This window comes from Pseudolysobacter antarcticus (assembly GCF_004168365.1).
In the GTDB taxonomy this organism is placed as follows: Bacteria; Pseudomonadota; Gammaproteobacteria; order Xanthomonadales; family Rhodanobacteraceae; genus Pseudolysobacter; species Pseudolysobacter antarcticus.
Genome location: NZ_CP035704.1, coordinates 4285318 through 4302055, shown reverse-complemented (window position 1 = coordinate 4302055; position 16738 = coordinate 4285318). Strand labels below are relative to the sequence as shown.

The following is a 16738-nucleotide window of genomic DNA, read 5'->3' as shown; positions in this document are numbered from 1 at the left end:
CCCTATCAATACATGCGCTTGCGTTTGGTCACATCGCGCGATACCCGGCGAATGTGACGCTTGACCGCTGCTGCGGCCTTGCGCTTGCGCTCTTGGGTCGGCTTTTCGTAATACTCGCGCTTGCGCGTTTCGGCCAGTACACCGGCTTTTTCGCAGGTGCGCTTGAAACGACGCAGGGCGAACTCAAAAGGTTCGTTCTCGCGAACTTTAACGTTTGGCATGATCTCTCCGCTGGTACAATCAAGCCCGTTCTTGGGCCGAGCCGTGCATTTTAGCGTGTCAAAGCAGTCAATTGCAAAGCCTGGCCCCGTGCTCGGCATAGAGACCTCGTGTGACGAGACCGGCGTGGCAGTTTACGATTGCCAGCGCGGCCTGCTTGCGCACGAGCTTTACAGCCAGATTCGCATGCATGCGGACTATGGCGGCGTGGTGCCGGAACTGGCCTCGCGCGACCACGTGCGCAAGCTGCTGCCGCTGATCCGGCAGACGCTGCGCAGCGCGAATCTGCGCATGGACGAACTCGCCGGCATCGCTTACACCGCCGGCCCGGGCTTGGTCGGCGCGTTGCTGGTCGGTGCGGCGTGTGCGCGCAGTCTCGCATTCGCGCTCGATATTCCGGCGATCGGCGTACACCATATGGAAGGCCATCTGCTCGCGCCGTTGCTCGAATCCGATCCGCCTGCGCCGCCGTTTGTGGCGTTGCTGGTATCCGGCGGACATTCGATGCTGATCGAAGTCGCGGCGATCGGTAAATACCATTTGCTCGGCGATACGCTCGATGATGCCGCCGGCGAAGCGTTCGACAAGACCGCCAAAATGATGGGTTTGCCGTATCCCGGTGGCCCGCTGCTGGCGAAACTGGCGGAACACGGTCAGGCGGGGCGATTCAAGTTTTCGCGCCCGATGACCGATCGGCCCGGCCTCGATTTCAGTTTCAGCGGCCTCAAAACCCAGGTGCTGCTCGCGTGGCAGGCACACGGCAGCACGCCGAACGCACAGGCGGATATCGCGCGCGGGTTTCAGGAGGCCGTGGTCGATACGCTTTTGATCAAATGTCGCCGCGCGCTGGCGCAAACCGGCGCGAAGTCGCTGGTGATTGCGGGCGGCGTCGGCGCCAATCGGCAACTGCGCGAGCAACTATATGCCGCGGGGGAAAAAGAAGGATTCCGCGTGTATTTTCCGCGGCCGGAATTCTGCACCGACAACGGCGCGATGATCGCGCTGGCCGGTGCGCTACGCTTGCAAGCCGGACAAACGCAGGGACCGGAAATCAGCGTGCGGCCGCGCTGGGATTTGCAAACCTTGTCGGCGCTTGAATAATCGCTCTTCATCGGCGTCACCGGATCAAAAATAATCCACGCGAACGGCTTGCTGCATCGCGGCCGAGCGCGATATTCGCCCCACGATTCACGGAAACCGCACCATGGACATCGTATTCATCGAAGACCTGCGCATCGAAACCGTCATCGGCATCTATGACTGGGAGCGCAAGATTCGCCAGGTCGTGGCACTCGATCTGGAAATGGCGTTCGACAACACCCGACCTGCTGCCAGCGATCACATCGACGATACGCTCAACTACAAGGCGGTCAGCAAGCGTCTGATTGGATTTGTGGAATCTTCCACATGTGAACTTGTGGAAACCCTGGCCGAGCGTTGTGCAGCGATCGTGCGCAACGAGTTCGGAGTGAGCTGGGTGCGCCTGAAATTGTCCAAACCCGGCGCCGTGCGCGGCGCGCGTGCGGTTGGTGTTTGCATCGAGCGCGGCGACAAACCTGGCTGATGCCATACGCCTATCTCAGCCTCGGCTCGAACATCGATCCGGAAAAAAACCTGCGCGCGGCGATTCTCGACTTGCGCGCGCAGTTCGGCGCGGTCGTGCTGTCATCGCTGTATCGCTGCCGGGCGATCGGATTCGACGGCCCGGATTTTCTCAATATGGCCGCGATCATCGAAACGACGATACCACCCGTCGAGCTGAATGACTGGTTGCACAGACTCGAAGACCAGCACGGCCGCCGCCGCGACCAGCCACGTTTCGCCAGCCGTACGCTGGATATCGATATCGTGTTGTACGACGATCTGATCCTGCGTGGCGCGGGAAATCTCGAACTGCCGCGCAAGGAGCTCAAGCACGCGTTTGTGTTGTGTCCGCTCGCCGAAATCGCGCCGTTGGTTTTGCATCCGCTGTTGCATAAAACACTGGCGCAACTTTGGCTCGAGTTCGACGTGACGAGCGAGCCGCTTGAACGCCTCGCCGATATTCTCGGATAGTCCCATCGCGAATTCCCTGCGCGCAATCATTGCCATCTTTGCGCTGAAAAACACGGAATCTCACGCGATGCTTTACGCCATCGCGGCGCAATGTTAGAACGCATCCAACCAATAATCTTTGCCGGGGAGTAAATCATGTTCGAGAAATTTTCACGCAGTTGGGCGTTGGTCAAGGCGAGTGCTGGCGTATTGCGCGCGCAGAAAACTTTGCTGGTATTTCCGGCCTTGTCAGCGATCTGCACCATCATCGTCACTGCCAGTTTCTTTCTGCCGATGGCATTCACCGGCGAGCTGCAGCAGGCCTCGCGCACGCATGTGAGTCCGGGTGGTGCGGTGTTGATGTTCCTGTTCTACCTCGTGCAATATTTCGTCATCATCTTTTTCAACACGGCGCTGATCGGCGCCGTGACCATCCATTTGCGCGGCGGCACGCCGACCGCGGCCGATGGATTCCGCATCGCCATGTCGAAGCTGCCGACGATTTTCGGCTACGCGGTGATCTCCGCCACGGTCGGCATGGTATTGCGCGCCTTGCAGGATCGCGCCGGATTCATCGGCCAGTGGGTCATCAGCCTGATCGGCATGGGCTGGTCGCTCGCGACTTTCCTGGTCGTGCCGGTGCTCGTCAACAGCGATGTCGGCCCGTTCGATGCGGTCAAGCGCAGCGCCGAACTGCTCAAGCGCACCTGGGGCGAAAGCCTGATCGGCAACGCCGGCATCGGCGTGGTCTTCGGTCTGTTGATCTTCGGTTTGATCCTGGCCGCCGCCGGACTCATCACTCTTGCAGCGGTATCGCACTCGGTCATCCTGATCGGTGTCGTGATCGTATTGTGCGTAATCGCTGCTTTGATGCTCGCGCTGGTGCAAGCCGCGCTGCAGGGCATCTACGCCGCCGCGGTGTATCGCTACGCCGAGGAAGGTGTGGTCGGTGGTGGGTTCGATAATGCGCTTGTGGCGACTGCGTTCAAGCAGAAGTAGTTGGGACATCCATTTCAGGCAATGTGACTGATGCAACGTATCGAGCCAACATTCGGCAGCGCCGAGCCTGAGAAAGATCAAGTTGCCTTGACGCGTGCGCGCGCGATCGCCAAGTCGAGACGCACGCGCAAGGCAATACTTGACTGGCTGGTCACTGTCTTGATTGCCTTTGCCACAATTGCACTTTGTGTTGCCTGTGCTTGGTACGCCGGCGTGATTCCTGATCAATACAAATTCGGCACGCCGAAACTGTTTGAACGATCAATCATCGTGATCGGTTTTATTGTCGTTTTGGGTTCGCAGCTTGTCGGCAGTATTCTCATGTTCAATGTGAGTTTTGTGCAAGGAGGTCTATCTTTATTCGTGCCCGGTTACATCTACATCGCGCTGCGGCGAAACAAATTGTATGTCCCCGTCATGGGCACTTGGTTTGTTGGGCTGCTTGCCATTGTCGTCGGAACCATCTTGCTCGCTTAGAGTATTGACACAAGAGCCACGAAGTATTTGTCCGTGGCTTTCAAATAACCAAAGTCCGTCCACCATCAACCCGCAAAATCTGCCCCGTAACAAACCCCGCATCACGCAGCAGATAAAGCACCGCGCCCGCAACATCGTCCGGCGAACCGGCGCGCTTCAATGCGCTGCGTTTGACCAGCTCCTCGCGATCCGCGTATTCCTTGCCTTGTTCCGGCCACATCACCGCGCCGGGGGCGACGCCGTTGACTCTTACTTCGGGGCCGAGTTCCTTGGCCAGCGAATACGTCAGCATCGCGAGTGCGGCCTTGGCCATGCAATACACAGTGTGGCCGGGCAACGGGCGTTCGGCGTAAATGTCGACAAGGTTCACAATGTTGCCTTGTGCACTTTTCAGATGCGGCGCTGCCGCCTGAGCGAGAAAGAACGGCGCGCGTGCATTGCTGGCGAACAGTTCGTCCCATTGCGCGGGTGTGGTGGCGCCGATCGCGGTCGGATAAAAACTAGATGCGTTGTTGATCAGGCCATCGAGCCGGCCAAAACGCGCGATAACGGCATCGATGAGTGTCGGCAGATTTTCCACATCCGCCAGATCCGCCTGCAGCGCGAGCGTGCTGCCGAGGCGCTGCGTTTCGAGTTCGGCGATCAAAACATCGAGTTCGGCCCGCGAGTGTCGGCAATGCAATGCCACGTCATAACCTGATGCATGCAAACGCCGCGCGATGACGCTACCGACGCGGCGCGCGGCGCCGGTGATCAATACAACGGGACGTAATTCGGCGGTCATGGCTTATCCTGCATGGTGTATGGGTAGCGGCGGGTCGAACTGCTATTCTGTAGCACGCACCCTGCATGTTACACAGCTGAATAAATATCCTGTCTTTCTGTGCCGATCTGCCAGGCAGCTCACCCTTCATGTCGACCTTGCCCACGCCAACCAGCGACGAACTAGCCCACAGTGAAAAGCTGCTGGCGCTGATTCGTGCCGAGATAACGGCGCGCGGATCGATTCCGCTTTCGCGTTACATGGAGCTGGCCTTGTACGCGCCGGGGCTCGGTTATTACAGCGCGGGCAAAACCAAGTTCGGCGCCGCCGGCGATTTTATAACCGCGCCCGAGCTCGGCGATATTTTCGCACGTTGTATTGCGCATGCCGTGGCGCCATTGCTGCGCGAGCTTGGCCCGCATGCGCTGTTCGTCGAACTCGGCGGCGGCAGTGGGGCCTTCGCGCGCGACCTGTTGCTGGCGCTGGCCGAACTCGACGCATTGCCGCGGCGTTACCTGATGCTCGAACCCAGCGCCGATTTGCGCGAACGCCAGCACGCTTTGTTGCACGAATCGCTGCCGTTGCCATTGAGTAGCCGCGTGCACTGGATCGAACGCCCACCGCACGAAGACTGGCACGGGGTTTTGTTCGCTAACGAAGTGCTCGATGCACTGCCGACCACGCGTTTTGTGATACGCGACCGCGAGGTTTTTGAAGAGGTTGTGCTCTGCGATGCGCTCGGTGAATTGCGTATCGATATACATCCTGCCGATACGCTGACGACAACTGCGGTGCGATCGGTCGAGCGTTATCTCGGGCTGACTTTTGCCGATGGTTACCGTTCGGAAATTCTGCCGCAATTGCCCTGGTGGATCGCCGCGGTGATCGGATCGTTGCGCCAGGGTCTCGCGCTGTTTGTCGACTACGGTTATGCGCGCCGCGAGTTCTACGCGCCCGAGCGCAGCGATGGCAGTTTGATTTGCCACTATCGCCATCGCGCGCATGGCGATGTCTTGTTTCTGCCGGGGCTGCAGGACATCACCGCATTCGTCGATTTCACTGCGCTCGCCGAAGCCGGTGCCAGCGCGGGTTTTGCGCTCGCCGGATATTCGTCGCAAGCGCAGTTCGTGCTCGGCAACGGTCTACCGGAAATCCTCATGCAATCGGCAATGTTGCCCGATGCCGAACGCCTGCGTCTCGGCAACGAGATCAAACGGCTGACCTTGCCCGGCGAAATGGGCGAACGTTTTCAGGTGATGGGATTGCAGCGCGGCCTCGGCGAAGACTGGGCTTTGCACGTGCTCGGCGGTTTGCGTCACCGTTTGTAGCTGCTGCGAGTTCGTGGCTGCATGGCCGCAGTTTTGTTCGGCTACGAACCGGCCTCGTGATCCTGCGCACGTTGTGTCGCACGCACTGACGCGACTGCCTGCAGACGCGCCGCGCGTATTTTTTCGCCGATCTCGATGCCGCTGAATCCCTGCTCGACAAATACTTTGGCACTCACCGCGGCGGCAGCAGAAAACAGCGCGAGCAGGTACACGGTTTGCGGATACGGCTCGTGCTCGCGGCCGAGCCGCCCGCGTTTGTCGCATTCGCATATCAGCGCGAATTGCCGCACTCGTTCGGGTCGACGAAACGCATCGAGTTGTTCGAGCAGTTTGAGCAATGTCTCGGCGCGCAGCTCGAACAATTGATGCATCTGCAGGTGCAACTTGCACACCAGTTCGGCCAGCGCCGCATATTCTGCCGGCACTTTCAGCCGTGCTGCCAAAGCGCGCAGCGGCGCCACACCGGTATGTTCATGGCCGATATGCCGCGGCAAAATATCGGCCGGCGTCAGCGCCTTGCCGAGATCATGCGTGAGCGCGCACCAGCCGATCAACGTGTCGCCCGGCGCCAAGCGCGCGGCGACATCGAGTACCAGTTCAATGTGGATGCCGGTGTCGATCTCGGGATGGAATTCGGCGCGTTGCGGTACGCCATACAACGCGTCGATCTCGGGAAACAAAATTTTCAGCGCGCCACATTCGCGCAACACTTGCAGGAACGCAGACGGCGTGGACTCGCTCAATGCCTTGCGCGTTTCCGCCCAGATGCGCTCGGGCACGAGATGATCGGCCTCACCATCGCGGGTCATCTGCTGCATCAGCGCGCGGGTTTCGTCGGCGACCCGAAAACCGAGATTCGCGAATCGCGCGGCGAACCGCGCGACGCGCAAAATCCGCACCGGATCTTCGACAAAGGCCGGCGCGACATGGCGCAGAATCCGCGCGTGCAGATCGCGCGCGCCGCCGTACGGATCGACCAGTGTGCCGTGCTCGTCTTCGGCCATTGCGTTGATGGTCAGATCGCGGCGAGCGAGATCCTGTTCCAAGGTGACGTTTGCATCGGCCTGGAATTCGAAGCCGTGATAACCGCGGCCGCTTTTGCGTTCGGTGCGTGCGAGCGCGTATTCCTCGCCGCTGTGCGGATGCAGGAAAACCGGGAAATCCTTGCCCACGGGTTTGTAGCCGAGGCGTAACATGTCCTCGGCGCTAGCGCCGACCACCACGTAATCGCGATCCTTGATGGGAATGCCGAGCAGGCGATCACGCACTGCTCCGCCGACGAGATAAATTTGCATGCGGTAATTGTGCCACGCGCGATCGGTGACGTGATTTTTTTCGCGACGAGGGTTCGTCAGGTTTTGCGATAGCGATCTAGTCGCGCCTGTTTATTCTCGCCGCGCAGCAATGCCGGCATGATGTTTTGCATCGGCGTCGGTATGATGCCGAGCGCAGCCAGACCATCGTGCTCGGGCACGGAATCGAGCAATAGCGATTTGTAGTTGTCGCTCGAAAACGGTTTGCCCGGAACAAAATCGAACACGCGGCCTTGCAGTTTTCCGAGTATTTCCGGCAGGCCGATTACGAAACGTTTGCGCCGTATCAGCAGTGCCGTGTATCGCACGATTTCGCGCAAGCTGAGGATTTGCGGGCCGCCGAGTTCGTAGGTCTGGCCGACACTTTCTGGCGTGAGCAGGCTGCGCGCGAACGCCTCGCAAATGTCGCCGACATACACCGGCGCAAAACGCGCGTTGGCGCGAGCGAGCGGCAGCACTGGCGCGATCTTCAGCAGATCGGCGAAACGATGAAACAGACCGTCGCCACGACCGAAAATTATCGACGGCCGGAAAATCGTCCAGTCCAGATCGCTCTGCCTGATCGCGGTTTCCGCCGCGCCGCGCGTCTGCAGATAAAAACTGTCGCCGCGTCCCGCGTTCAGCGCGCTCATCTGCAACAACCGTTTCACACCGACTTTTTTGCACGCCGCGATCAAGGCCTGGGTCAATTCGACATGTGCTTTTTGAAAACCGCGCCCGCTGCGACCGCGCTCGTTGAGAATGCCGACCAGGTTGATCGCCGCATCGATGTCGCGCAGTTCATGTGCCAGCACATCGGCATCGTAAACATCGGCATCGATCACACGCACGCCCGGCAGCAAGGCGAGCCCGCGATGCGCCACGCGATAGCGCGTGAGCACAGTGATGCGATGGCCATCGCGCACGAGGCGCGGCAACAAATGGCTGCCGACAAAACCGGTACCACCGAGTATGAGCAAATGCTGCGGTTTCATTTGGATGGGTCACCTGCACAAGTCATGGCGAAATAGTAGAACAACACCCACGCTTTATCGGCGTGAAGATCGCCGAGTTTTGTATATGCAGTCGGAAAAATCTGCGCGTGTAGCCGGGCTGTTGAATTCGGCATAAACGCCAATTTGGCGGCGCAGGCGTAGCGGCGAAAAATCTAATACTATCTTTCGCTCACGGACGTTGGAGATAAATCATGCGCAGTTTACTGATCCATTTTGCAGCTCTGGTCATGTTGGGTTTTGTCGGTGCCGCGGTGGCGCAGAGCGCGGAGGACGAGGCGAAACTTTGCGGCATCGATCCGGCGCATTCCACCTTCCGCACCACGCATTTTTCTGGCGGCGATGTCACAGTCACTGTACCGATTGATGCCGATGGCAATCCGGCTGCGGCGCTGGATGCTGGTCCGTTTGCAGCGAAGGTTGTCGCATCGGGCAAGCGCGAAAAATCGATTTTTCCGAAGCAGGAATTCGATCCGGGCGTGGCGGCGATTCCGGTGTCGGTGCGAGTGTCGTGTTATGCCGACGGCCGACGCATCGTGGTCACGGTGCCGATGAAGGACGCTGAGCCGTATACGCCGGCGATCACCAAGATGTTTGGCAATCCACTACCGCCGCCGGCTGACGAAAAGAAGAATTCTACGATGGTGTCAGTCGGTGCGAAGTCGGTAGGTATTGACGGTTATCAACACATCTATGTTTACGCGCGCAAGATCCAGCCTGTATCCGACTGGGTACTGGTGCGCGACGAACTGGTTTGCGAAAAAGGCGATACCTGCTGGTCGAGTTGAGCTTGCTCGATTCGGTCAGTGGCGGCGAATACGCATCGCCGCTGACTCCGAACCTTCGTCAGAAAAACATCCAGCGATTATTGCGTTTAATTACTGCGTTGCGCCGGTTTTACCGTCAGCCGGCGCTGGCGTAATCACTGGTACCTCGGGTAGCGGACAACTCATCTGCTTGCGCGGCGGTGTTTCCGTCGCGGGCGGCGCACCCGGATTCAGCGCTAGCGCCAAACGGCTCGACAGCGGCAGCGCGGTTTGATTCAGGCGCCAGTCGTAGATCACGCTAAAGGCGAGCACGCTGGAAACATATTCGCGGGTTTCGCGGTACGGAATGGTCTCGACAAAAATGTCCGGATCGAGAGTGCCGCGTTGTGCGACCCAGCGGTCTACTGCTTCCGGGCCGGCGTTGTAAGCCGCGGTAGCAAGCCACGTGCGGCCATCGAAACGCGCCGACATATTGCTCAGATAACGTGTGCCTAGCGCGATATTGGTGGCGGGATCGTACAGATCAGCAGCATTGCGGTAGCTGCTTTTCTGCGCCTTTGCCAGACGTGCCGCGGTGCCCGGCAAAAGCTGCATAAGGCCATACGCATCGGCGCCCGAATGCGCGTCGGTCATCCACGCGCTTTCGGCGCGGATGATGCCGTAGGTCCACGCCGGATCGATGCCGGTATCGCGCGAATTGGTTTCGACTTCATTCTTCAGCGCGAGCGGAAAGCGCAGATCGTACAGACGCAATTCTTCGCCATGCGCAAACGCAAATACGGCACGATCGTACCAGCCGCGCTGGTTGGCGATTTCGGCGGCGATACGACGTTGTTCAAGCGCGAGATCGGCGAGGGTGAAATCCCATTCGCGACGCGCTTCCTTCAAACGCCCCAGCGACTGGAATTCAAACGCGCGCTGCAGGCCCGGCAAGCCATTGAGTTGCGCTTGCGCGCTGGTATTTGCGGCGATCTGCAACGGACAAACCGCGTACGGTAACTGCGCGCGATCGGCGGCGAGAAAACCGAAATAATTCGGCTCGCGTGCAACCGCGGCAAACAACGCATTCGCCTCGCTATTGCGCTCGAGTTTCATGAGCATGCGCGCGCGCAGGTAACGCCAGCGCGGGTCGGCCTTCTGTGTGTCGCTCAGGCTATCCAGCGCGGCAAGCGCATCCGCCCAGTTTTGTGCCGAGAGCGCCAGACGCACACGCCATTCGCGCGTTGCGTCGTCGCCGAATTCCGCCGGCAACGCATCCAACCGCGCCAGCGCATCGGGCGCAAAACTCGATGCGCGATACAACGCCAGCGCATGCAGGATGCGGCCACGTTGGCTCGATTCGAATTTGAATTTGTCACCGAGTTTGGCCCATAGCGTTTCGGCGGCTTCGCTGTTTTTCTTCGCCAAACGGCTCAGGCCATAAGCGATGGCATCGCGGGCGCGTGAGGTATCCGGCCAGGTTTCGGCTTTGCCGAGATTGGCTGCCGGGTCACGCAGACTCGCGGCGATACGCTCGCCGTCGTCGCGCTCGCTCACCGGCAATTGCGCGGCGAGGTTGCCGGTCAGCTCGGCATTGTTGGCCGCTGCGGCAAGATCCAGGCGCTGCCACAATTGTTTGCTCTGCAAGCTGCCTTGCGCGCGCGCCCAGGCGAACACGGCATCGCAGGCCGCAGGTGTTGCGCTGGCGCTGAGCCACAAGGGTTCGATCTCGTCGCCGTAACTTGGCGTTTTACCGAGCGCGATGCGCGCTTGTAATTCGTCACAACGCAGCTCGCGATTTTTGCTGGTTTCGTAGTGGTCAAGAAAATCCTGCCACAGGCCACGTTTGGCCAGTTGCACCAGATAGGCATCGCGCAACAAATGCGCGGGCAGCGAGTTTGCCCAAGCCTTGAGGTAGGCATCGACGGTGGCGCGATCAAGTTCGCTGCGTTGTTGCAGGCCGGCGAGTTCGAGGTAGGGGTACAGCGGATAGTTTTCGAGTCCAACGCTGAGTTTGCGCCATGCGTCGCCGGGCGCGCGCTGTGCCGCTTGATACGCCGCCTGAAACTGCAGCCGCTGGCGCGCGAGCGTTGCGCTGTCGGGCGTCACCTCGGCCATGGATAGCGTGGTAGCGAAAATCGGCAGGAGCGCCAGCAACAGAAAAAAACGTTTTGGGAGATGCATATCGAGCGCTGTTGGTTGTAACTGCAATTAGTTGAGGGCCCAGACAACGCTTTGTTGCGATGCGTGTTTGGGCCGTGTCGAAGTCATGGCGTGAGGATAGACGAGGCGGCGTGCCATGTCGATTAAATACTTGTATTACAGTCAGTTAATGGATTTTTATAAGTCTCGTATGAAGTCTTGATCCCGCCCCGTAGAGATTGTCTCGGATCGGACAAGGGGGCTGGCAATTCGTTTTTTTGTGTGCAACGATTACACTGTCATTACAATTTGTTCACATTCTCGTCATAAGTCGAGTAGCGCTCAGTCCATCCACCCCATTATCCCGAGAGGTTCAAATGAATGCGATGCCGCGTCGTTTGCTAAGTGTCAGCGTGATTAGCGCTTTGTTGTTGCCCTTGTACGCTGCGCCCGTGCTAGCTCAACAGAATAATCGGGGTGGGGATGACACCCAAAAGCTCGAAGCCGTGAATGTGACCGGTTCGCGCATCAAGAAGGCTGAAGTCGAAGGGCAGAGCCCGGTCATCACGATCACGGCCAAGGATATCGAAGACACCGGTCTCGGCTCGATCGGCGATGTGATCCAGCGCCTGTCGGTATCGGGTTCATCGCTGAATACCAAATTCAATTCTGCCGGCAACTTCGGCTTTCCGCCGGATGGCGGCGGTGTCGGTTCGGGATCGACCACGATCTCGCTGCGCAATCTCGGTGCCAAGCGTGCCTTGGTGCTGGTTGATGGTCTGCGCTGGGTGCCTGAATCTTCTGCTTCGGGCGTGAGTGCTGCGGTTGATCTGAACACGATCCCGGCGAGCATCGTCGAGCGCATTGAAATCCTTACTGATGGCGCATCATCGTTGTACGGCTCCGATGCGATCGCTGGCGTGATCAACATCATCACCAAGAAAAAGCAGGATGGTATCGGTCTGCATATTTACGGTGCCAATGGCTCGGTCGGCGACGGCAAAACTTATTCCGGCAATATCTCGCTCGGCGCGAGTGGCGAGAAGTTCGATTTCTTTATGGACATCAGCCATTTCAAGCAGGATTCCGTGAGTTCCGGCGACTGGGCGCAGTCGAGCTTTCCGGTACCCGGGATCGGTCTGGCCGGCGGCAGCTCGGCTACGCCGCGTTCGCGCGTTGACTTCACCTCTCCGGGCGGCCCGAATTTCGACGCGCTGTGCCCGGAGGGCGTGTGTGACCTGACCGCGATTGGCAAGGCGCCAGCCGGTGGTTTGCAGGCGTTTCCGGGTGGATACAAGCAGTGGGGTGGATCAGTCGATCGTTTCAACTTTGCGCCATTCAACCTGCTGCAAACGCCATCCGATCGTACCGGCATCTTCGCGCAGGGCACCTACCACATTACCGACACCATCAACTTCTCGCTGAAGGGTCTCTACAATACGCGTGATTCGCAAAACCAAGCCGCGCCGGAGCCGATCTTCCTCGGCAACTTCTGCGCCGCGCTTGATCTGTGCAGCCGCGTTGGCGTGGACGTCACCAATCCGTACAACCCGTTCGGCATCACGCTCAGCCCGAATGACCCGAACTGGGGCATGGGACGCCGTCCGATCGAAGGCGGGCCGCGTATCTTCAAACAATCGGTCGATACGCGCTATGTGTCGGCCACTTTGAATGGCACACTGCAGCTCGCCGGACACGACTATTCGTGGGATGTGAACTTTGTCGATAGCGACAACAAGGCGGATCAGACCGTCACCGGGACATACAATATTCGCCACATCCTCAATGCACTTGGTCCGGTCAGCGCGTGCACGGCGCCGTGCGTGCCGCTGAACGTGTTTGGTGGCCCGGGCACGATCACCCCGGAAATGCTGAAGTACATTCTGTTCACCGAGAATGACCGCAGTGACGAAAAACTCAAGACTTGGTCGGCGAATATTTCTGGCGATCTGTTCGCATTACCCGCCGGTGCGTTGACCGCCGCTGCCGGTTATGAGCATCGCCGCAACGATGGTTCGTATTCGCCGGATTCGGTCGTCATTGCCGGCGATTCTAACGGCGTGCCTTCCGGTGCGACCACCGGTGGTTATTCCACCAATGAATATTACGTCGAGTTGAATGCGCCGCTGATCGCCGATGTCACCGGCATCAAGCACCTCGATCTGAGTGTTGCCTCGCGTTATTCGGACTATTCGAATTTCGGCGGTACCACCAACAACAAGCTCGGACTGCGCTGGCAGGTATTTGATGACCTGACCTTCCGCAGCACTTGGGCCGAAGGTTTCCGCGCACCTTCAATCGGCGAGTTGTACAGCAGCTTCTCGCGTTTCGACGCCAACCTGATCGATCCATGCAACGGTGCAACCGGTGTACTCGGTAGCAACTGCCACGCTCTGGGCATTGCCAATCCGGCGACATTTGCACAGCTGAATCCTCAGATCTCGGTGATCACCGGCGGTGCCGTCGATCTGCAGCCTGAAACGTCGACGAGTCTAACCCTCGGCGGTATCTACAGCCCAGGTTGGGCGGAGAGCAGCGGTTGGTCGCAGAAGCTCGATTTCGACGTTAACTATTACAAGATCCACGTCGATAACTCGATCCAGGCACCCGACGCGCAAACCCAGCTCAACCGTTGCGCGCAGACGCTTGATCCGGTGTATTGCACGGGTATCACGCGTAACGCTGCGGGCCAGATCAGTGGCTTCAACAACATTTTGCGTAATCTGGGCCGTATCGATACCAACGGTATTGACGTCGGGCTGAACTGGACGTTGCCCGACACTAGCGTCGGCCGTTTCGGCGCAGGCATCCAGACCACGTACACCATGAACTACAAGTCGACTAGCCAGGATACCGGCTTGATCGAACCGAAGGTGGTCGGTGTGGAAAGCGGTGATAGCGGGATTCCGCGTATACGCAGCACTTTCAACGTGAACTGGGCGCTGGCCGATTTCACCGCGCGCTGGACACTCCGTTATATGTCAGCTCTGAAAGAGGATTGTGGTTCAGCGGGCGGAGCGGCGATCTGCGGCGACAACGTCAACCCGAATGGAAGCAATGTGGCACCCAACCGTCCGGACGGTACTAATCGTCTCGGCGCCACGACCTATCACGATATCCGCGCGAGCTGGAAAGTGCCGGTCAAGTTCAACATGCTGATTTCAGCTGGCGTCAACAACCTGCTCGACAAGGATCCGCCGGTTTGCCTGAGCTGCTCGTTGAACGGCTACGACGCATCGAACTACGATTTGCCAGGTCGCTTCAGCTACGTCGAAGCCAGCATCAAGTTCTAAGTACAAACTATGCACCGGCGCAAGACCGGTTCTGGGGAAAATGATTTGGGGCCGCGAGAGCGGCCCTATTTTTTTGTCTGCCGATTCCTTGCGGGTTTCATGCTCGTTTTGCGGCGCTAACCGGCCACAAAATATTCGATCGCGCACGAGAATTTTCGCCAGAGCGGTACTGCCTCAGCGCGACGCTCAATCCAGGCGAATGCTCGCCGCCAGCGGCAGATGATCCGACACCGCATGCGGCAGCGTGCGCAGATGTTCGACGTGGATATGCTGCGACACGAGGATATGGTCGATCGCGCGCAACGGTCGCCAGCTCGGGAATGTCGGCGGCGGATCAGGCGGCGGTGTCAGCGATGTGCGTGCGTACAAACCTTGCAGCTCGGCGCTGTCGGCGGTGCAATTCAGGTCACCCATCAATACCGCATGCGTATGCGAGCCGATCAGCTCGGCGACAAAGTCCAGCTGGCGTCGCCGCGCTTTCGGTCCCAGCGACAAGTGCGCGACCAGGATCACCAGCCCATGCCACTCGGGCCCATAACGCGCCCACAGCACGCCGCGTCCGGGAATTCGTCCGGGCAACGGATAGTCGATGACTTCGATCGGCTCGCGTCGGCTCAGCAGGCCGTTGCTGGAATGCGCAAACTGGCCGACCTTGCGATTCGGCTGATGGCTCCAGAATGGAAAATGCGCAGTCTCGGCGAGATACTGGATCTGGTTCAAAAATCCCGAGCGCAGACTGCCGGCATCGGCTTCCTGCAATCCGACCAGGTCGAATTCGGTCACACGCAGCGCAAGTTCATCAAGGTTGTTGCGCTTGCTGCGCGCCGGTAAAACCTGCGTCCAGCTTTTGGTAACGTAATCGCGGTAGCCGCTGACGCTGGTGCCGGCGAGGATATTGCAGCTCAGCAACTGCAGGCGCGTGCCTGCAGTGCTGGTGGAGTCGGGTGTAGCCTCGGCGATAGTGGCGATCATGACACGAGACTATCAGTTTGTGTTGTGAACAGGCTGCGACGGCAGCGCTGTCGATGTTGCGTGTGCCGATTATTTGGCTTTTTTGCCGGCGCTTTCCTGGGCGACCAGAAATTCTGCGATCGCAATCATTTCCGGGAACTGCACACCGTGATCGTTGACCGAAACGCGGTATTTGCCATTGACGATCAGGGTTGGCGTGCCTTCGACGCCGTAGCTGCGCACGAGGTCGTTGCCGTGCGCGAGTTTGCCTTCAATCACAAACGAACCTGCCGTGGACAGGAAATTTTCCGACTTCACGCCGTAGTCGGCATAAAAATTCGCGAGGTCTTGGATCGTGCGCAACGGCTTGTGGTCGCGATGGATCGCATCCAGCAGCGCTTGATGACTCTTGTCCAGAATACCGAACGATTGTGCGGTATAAAAACCGCGTGCGTAAGGCTCCCACGCCGGATTGAAAACCGCTGGCAGGCTGACGAATTGCGCGTTGCTCGGCAACTTCGCCTTGAGCTGATCCACATACGGCTGGAAGTGCGCGCAATGCGGGCAGGCGTAGCTAAACACCTCGAGCACTTCGATCTTGTCGCCCGTGCTGGTGGGAATCGGCGGATTGATAAGGACATAATCCTTGCCGGCTTCCCACGTGCGCGTTGCGGCGGGCGCGGCTTTTTCCTCGGCATGACCGGCGGTAACCAGCAGCAAGCCGGCGACGATGAAGGCGAAACGCTGCAACATGGGGTATCTCCGTAATCGATCGTTAAGAATTATTTGGCCGCGCCGCTTTCGCGCGCTACCAGATATTGCACGATATCAGCGGTGTCCGCGCCTACACGCACACGATACTTGCCGTTGACGATGAAAGACGGCGTACTTTCGACGCCGTAGGCTTTCTGCATCGCGCTCGCGCGCTTGACTTTGGTATCGATGGCGAAGGATTTTGCGGTGTCGATAAAATCCTGTGCCTTCACGCCATAGTCCGCATAAAAGCTGCCGAGGTCATCAATGCTGTTGAGTTTCTGCGGCACAGTGTGGGTGACGTAGATCGCGTTCAGCAAGGCCTGATGACTTTTCTCGAAAATACCGAGTGCCTGCGCCGTGTAATAAGCGCGCGCGTAGATCGGCCAGCCGGGCTGGAAATCCGCTGGCATATAGAGCCATTGCGCATTCGCTGGCAGGCTCTTCTGCATTTTGTCGGCGGTGGGCTGATAGTCGGCGCAATGCGGACAGCCGTAGCTGAAAACTTCCAGCACTTCGATCTTGTCACCGGTGTTGGTGGTTTGCGCCGGCTCGACCAGGAAATAATCCTTGCCCTCTACCCACTTGCCCGCTTTCGCCGCTTCGACTGCCACGGCGGAATGGGCAACGGCCAGAGTGGCCAGCAGGCTGAAAATGATTTTGTACATCGAGAACCTCAGAGTGCGGTGAGCGGTGTCAGACACACCGCGTGCGGTTTAGGTTCCGCG

General features: G+C 58.9%; 16 protein-coding genes. 8 read left to right on the top strand and 8 right to left on the bottom strand.

The window, feature by feature from the left end; genetic code table 11:
* Nucleotides 1–5: 5 nt before the first annotated feature.
* The gene (gene rpsU, locus ELE36_RS18470) at nt 6–221 is read right to left on the bottom strand and encodes a 30S ribosomal protein S21 (RefSeq protein ID WP_129835914.1); all 216 of its coding nucleotides are present in this window, start codon (nt 219–221) and stop codon (nt 6–8) included.
* A gap of 88 nt (nt 222–309) precedes the next feature.
* Between rpsU and tsaD the strand changes: the two genes are divergently transcribed.
* From tsaD to ELE36_RS18445, 5 genes are all read left to right on the top strand, one after another.
* A complete protein-coding gene (gene tsaD, locus ELE36_RS18465) occupies nt 310–1320 on the top strand; it encodes a tRNA (adenosine(37)-N6)-threonylcarbamoyltransferase complex transferase subunit TsaD (RefSeq protein WP_242512305.1) in 1011 nt (336 codons plus the stop codon).
* 103 nt (nt 1321–1423) lie between these two features.
* The gene (gene folB, locus ELE36_RS18460; protein WP_129835910.1) at nt 1424–1783 is read left to right on the top strand and encodes a dihydroneopterin aldolase; all 360 of its coding nucleotides are present in this window, start codon (nt 1424–1426) and stop codon (nt 1781–1783) included.
* The gene (gene folK, locus ELE36_RS18455) at nt 1783–2274 is read left to right on the top strand and encodes a 2-amino-4-hydroxy-6-hydroxymethyldihydropteridine diphosphokinase (protein ID WP_129835908.1); all 492 of its coding nucleotides are present in this window, start codon (nt 1783–1785) and stop codon (nt 2272–2274) included. The genes folB and folK overlap by 1 nt, the downstream gene beginning before the upstream one ends.
* A 135-nt stretch (nt 2275–2409) precedes the next feature.
* Entirely contained in the window at nt 2410–3252 is an 843-nt protein-coding gene (locus tag ELE36_RS18450) for a DUF6159 family protein (RefSeq protein ID WP_129835906.1), read from the top strand.
* 30 nt (nt 3253–3282) lie between these two features.
* Nucleotides 3283–3729, top strand: a complete 447-nt coding sequence (locus ELE36_RS18445; RefSeq protein WP_129835904.1) for a hypothetical protein — start codon at nt 3283–3285, stop codon at nt 3727–3729.
* A 40-nt stretch (nt 3730–3769) separates the two neighbouring features.
* Here ELE36_RS18445 and ELE36_RS18440 read toward each other — a convergent pair whose 3' ends face one another.
* Nucleotides 3770–4513, bottom strand: a complete 744-nt coding sequence (locus ELE36_RS18440) for a pteridine reductase (protein ID WP_129835902.1) — start codon at nt 4511–4513, stop codon at nt 3770–3772.
* 128 nt (nt 4514–4641) lie between these two features.
* Here ELE36_RS18440 and ELE36_RS18435 point away from each other — a divergent pair, with 128 nt between their 5' ends.
* Entirely contained in the window at nt 4642–5820 is a 1179-nt protein-coding gene (locus ELE36_RS18435; RefSeq protein ID WP_129835900.1) for a class I SAM-dependent methyltransferase, read from the top strand.
* A 41-nt stretch (nt 5821–5861) separates the two neighbouring features.
* On the opposite strand, the gene ELE36_RS18430 is transcribed toward ELE36_RS18435, so the two are convergent.
* Nucleotides 5862–7115 carry a multifunctional CCA addition/repair protein gene (locus tag ELE36_RS18430; RefSeq protein ID WP_129835898.1) on the bottom strand — a complete coding sequence of 418 codons (1254 nt, stop codon included), beginning with the start codon at nt 7113–7115 and terminating at the stop codon, nt 5862–5864.
* Between the two features lie 56 nt (nt 7116–7171).
* Entirely contained in the window at nt 7172–8107 is a 936-nt protein-coding gene (locus ELE36_RS18425) for a complex I NDUFA9 subunit family protein (RefSeq protein WP_129835896.1), read from the bottom strand.
* 212 nt (nt 8108–8319) lie between these two features.
* Here ELE36_RS18425 and ELE36_RS18420 point away from each other — a divergent pair, with 212 nt between their 5' ends.
* A complete protein-coding gene (locus ELE36_RS18420) occupies nt 8320–8913 on the top strand; it encodes a hypothetical protein (protein WP_129835894.1) in 594 nt (197 codons plus the stop codon).
* 90 nt (nt 8914–9003) lie between these two features.
* Here the strand turns inward: ELE36_RS18420 and ELE36_RS18415 are convergent, their stop codons facing one another.
* A complete protein-coding gene (locus tag ELE36_RS18415) occupies nt 9004–11055 on the bottom strand; it encodes a transglycosylase SLT domain-containing protein (protein WP_129835892.1) in 2052 nt (683 codons plus the stop codon).
* A gap of 335 nt (nt 11056–11390) precedes the next feature.
* Here ELE36_RS18415 and ELE36_RS18410 point away from each other — a divergent pair, with 335 nt between their 5' ends.
* Nucleotides 11391–14306 carry a TonB-dependent receptor domain-containing protein gene (locus tag ELE36_RS18410; RefSeq protein ID WP_129835890.1) on the top strand — a complete coding sequence of 972 codons (2916 nt, stop codon included), beginning with the start codon at nt 11391–11393 and terminating at the stop codon, nt 14304–14306.
* Between the two features lie 186 nt (nt 14307–14492).
* Here the strand turns inward: ELE36_RS18410 and ELE36_RS18405 are convergent, their stop codons facing one another.
* The 3 genes from ELE36_RS18405 to ELE36_RS18395 form a co-directional block, all read right to left on the bottom strand.
* Nucleotides 14493–15278, bottom strand: coding sequence for an endonuclease/exonuclease/phosphatase family protein (locus ELE36_RS18405; RefSeq protein WP_129835888.1), 786 nt, complete (start codon nt 15276–15278; stop codon nt 14493–14495).
* A gap of 69 nt (nt 15279–15347) precedes the next feature.
* A complete protein-coding gene (locus tag ELE36_RS18400; RefSeq protein ID WP_129835886.1) occupies nt 15348–16010 on the bottom strand; it encodes a thiol:disulfide interchange protein DsbA/DsbL in 663 nt (220 codons plus the stop codon).
* 29 nt (nt 16011–16039) lie between these two features.
* Nucleotides 16040–16678 carry a thiol:disulfide interchange protein DsbA/DsbL gene (locus ELE36_RS18395; RefSeq protein ID WP_129835884.1) on the bottom strand — a complete coding sequence of 213 codons (639 nt, stop codon included), beginning with the start codon at nt 16676–16678 and terminating at the stop codon, nt 16040–16042.
* Between the last annotated feature and the right edge of the window lie 60 nt (nt 16679–16738).

Bases quoted from the DNA above. Each gene is read 5' to 3' on its own strand.
- rpsU (WP_129835914.1), bottom strand. From the start codon at position 221: ATGCCAAACGTTAAAGTTCGCGAGAACGAACCTTTTGAGTTCGCCCTG.
- folB (WP_129835910.1), top strand. From the start codon at position 1,424: ATGGACATCGTATTCATCGAAGACCTGCGCATCGAAACCGTCATCGGC.
- folK (WP_129835908.1), top strand. From the start codon at position 1,783: ATGCCATACGCCTATCTCAGCCTCGGCTCGAACATCGATCCGGAAAAA.
- ELE36_RS18450 (WP_129835906.1), top strand. From the start codon at position 2,410: ATGTTCGAGAAATTTTCACGCAGTTGGGCGTTGGTCAAGGCGAGTGCT.
- ELE36_RS18445 (WP_129835904.1), top strand. From the start codon at position 3,283: ATGCAACGTATCGAGCCAACATTCGGCAGCGCCGAGCCTGAGAAAGAT.
- ELE36_RS18440 (WP_129835902.1), bottom strand. From the start codon at position 4,513: ATGACCGCCGAATTACGTCCCGTTGTATTGATCACCGGCGCCGCGCGC.
- ELE36_RS18435 (WP_129835900.1), top strand. From the start codon at position 4,642: ATGTCGACCTTGCCCACGCCAACCAGCGACGAACTAGCCCACAGTGAA.
- ELE36_RS18430 (WP_129835898.1), bottom strand. From the start codon at position 7,115: ATGCAAATTTATCTCGTCGGCGGAGCAGTGCGTGATCGCCTGCTCGGC.
- ELE36_RS18425 (WP_129835896.1), bottom strand. From the start codon at position 8,107: ATGAAACCGCAGCATTTGCTCATACTCGGTGGTACCGGTTTTGTCGGC.
- ELE36_RS18420 (WP_129835894.1), top strand. From the start codon at position 8,320: ATGCGCAGTTTACTGATCCATTTTGCAGCTCTGGTCATGTTGGGTTTT.
- ELE36_RS18415 (WP_129835892.1), bottom strand. From the start codon at position 11,055: ATGCATCTCCCAAAACGTTTTTTTCTGTTGCTGGCGCTCCTGCCGATT.
- ELE36_RS18410 (WP_129835890.1), top strand. From the start codon at position 11,391: ATGAATGCGATGCCGCGTCGTTTGCTAAGTGTCAGCGTGATTAGCGCT.
- ELE36_RS18405 (WP_129835888.1), bottom strand. From the start codon at position 15,278: ATGATCGCCACTATCGCCGAGGCTACACCCGACTCCACCAGCACTGCA.
- ELE36_RS18400 (WP_129835886.1), bottom strand. From the start codon at position 16,010: ATGTTGCAGCGTTTCGCCTTCATCGTCGCCGGCTTGCTGCTGGTTACC.
- ELE36_RS18395 (WP_129835884.1), bottom strand. From the start codon at position 16,678: ATGTACAAAATCATTTTCAGCCTGCTGGCCACTCTGGCCGTTGCCCAT.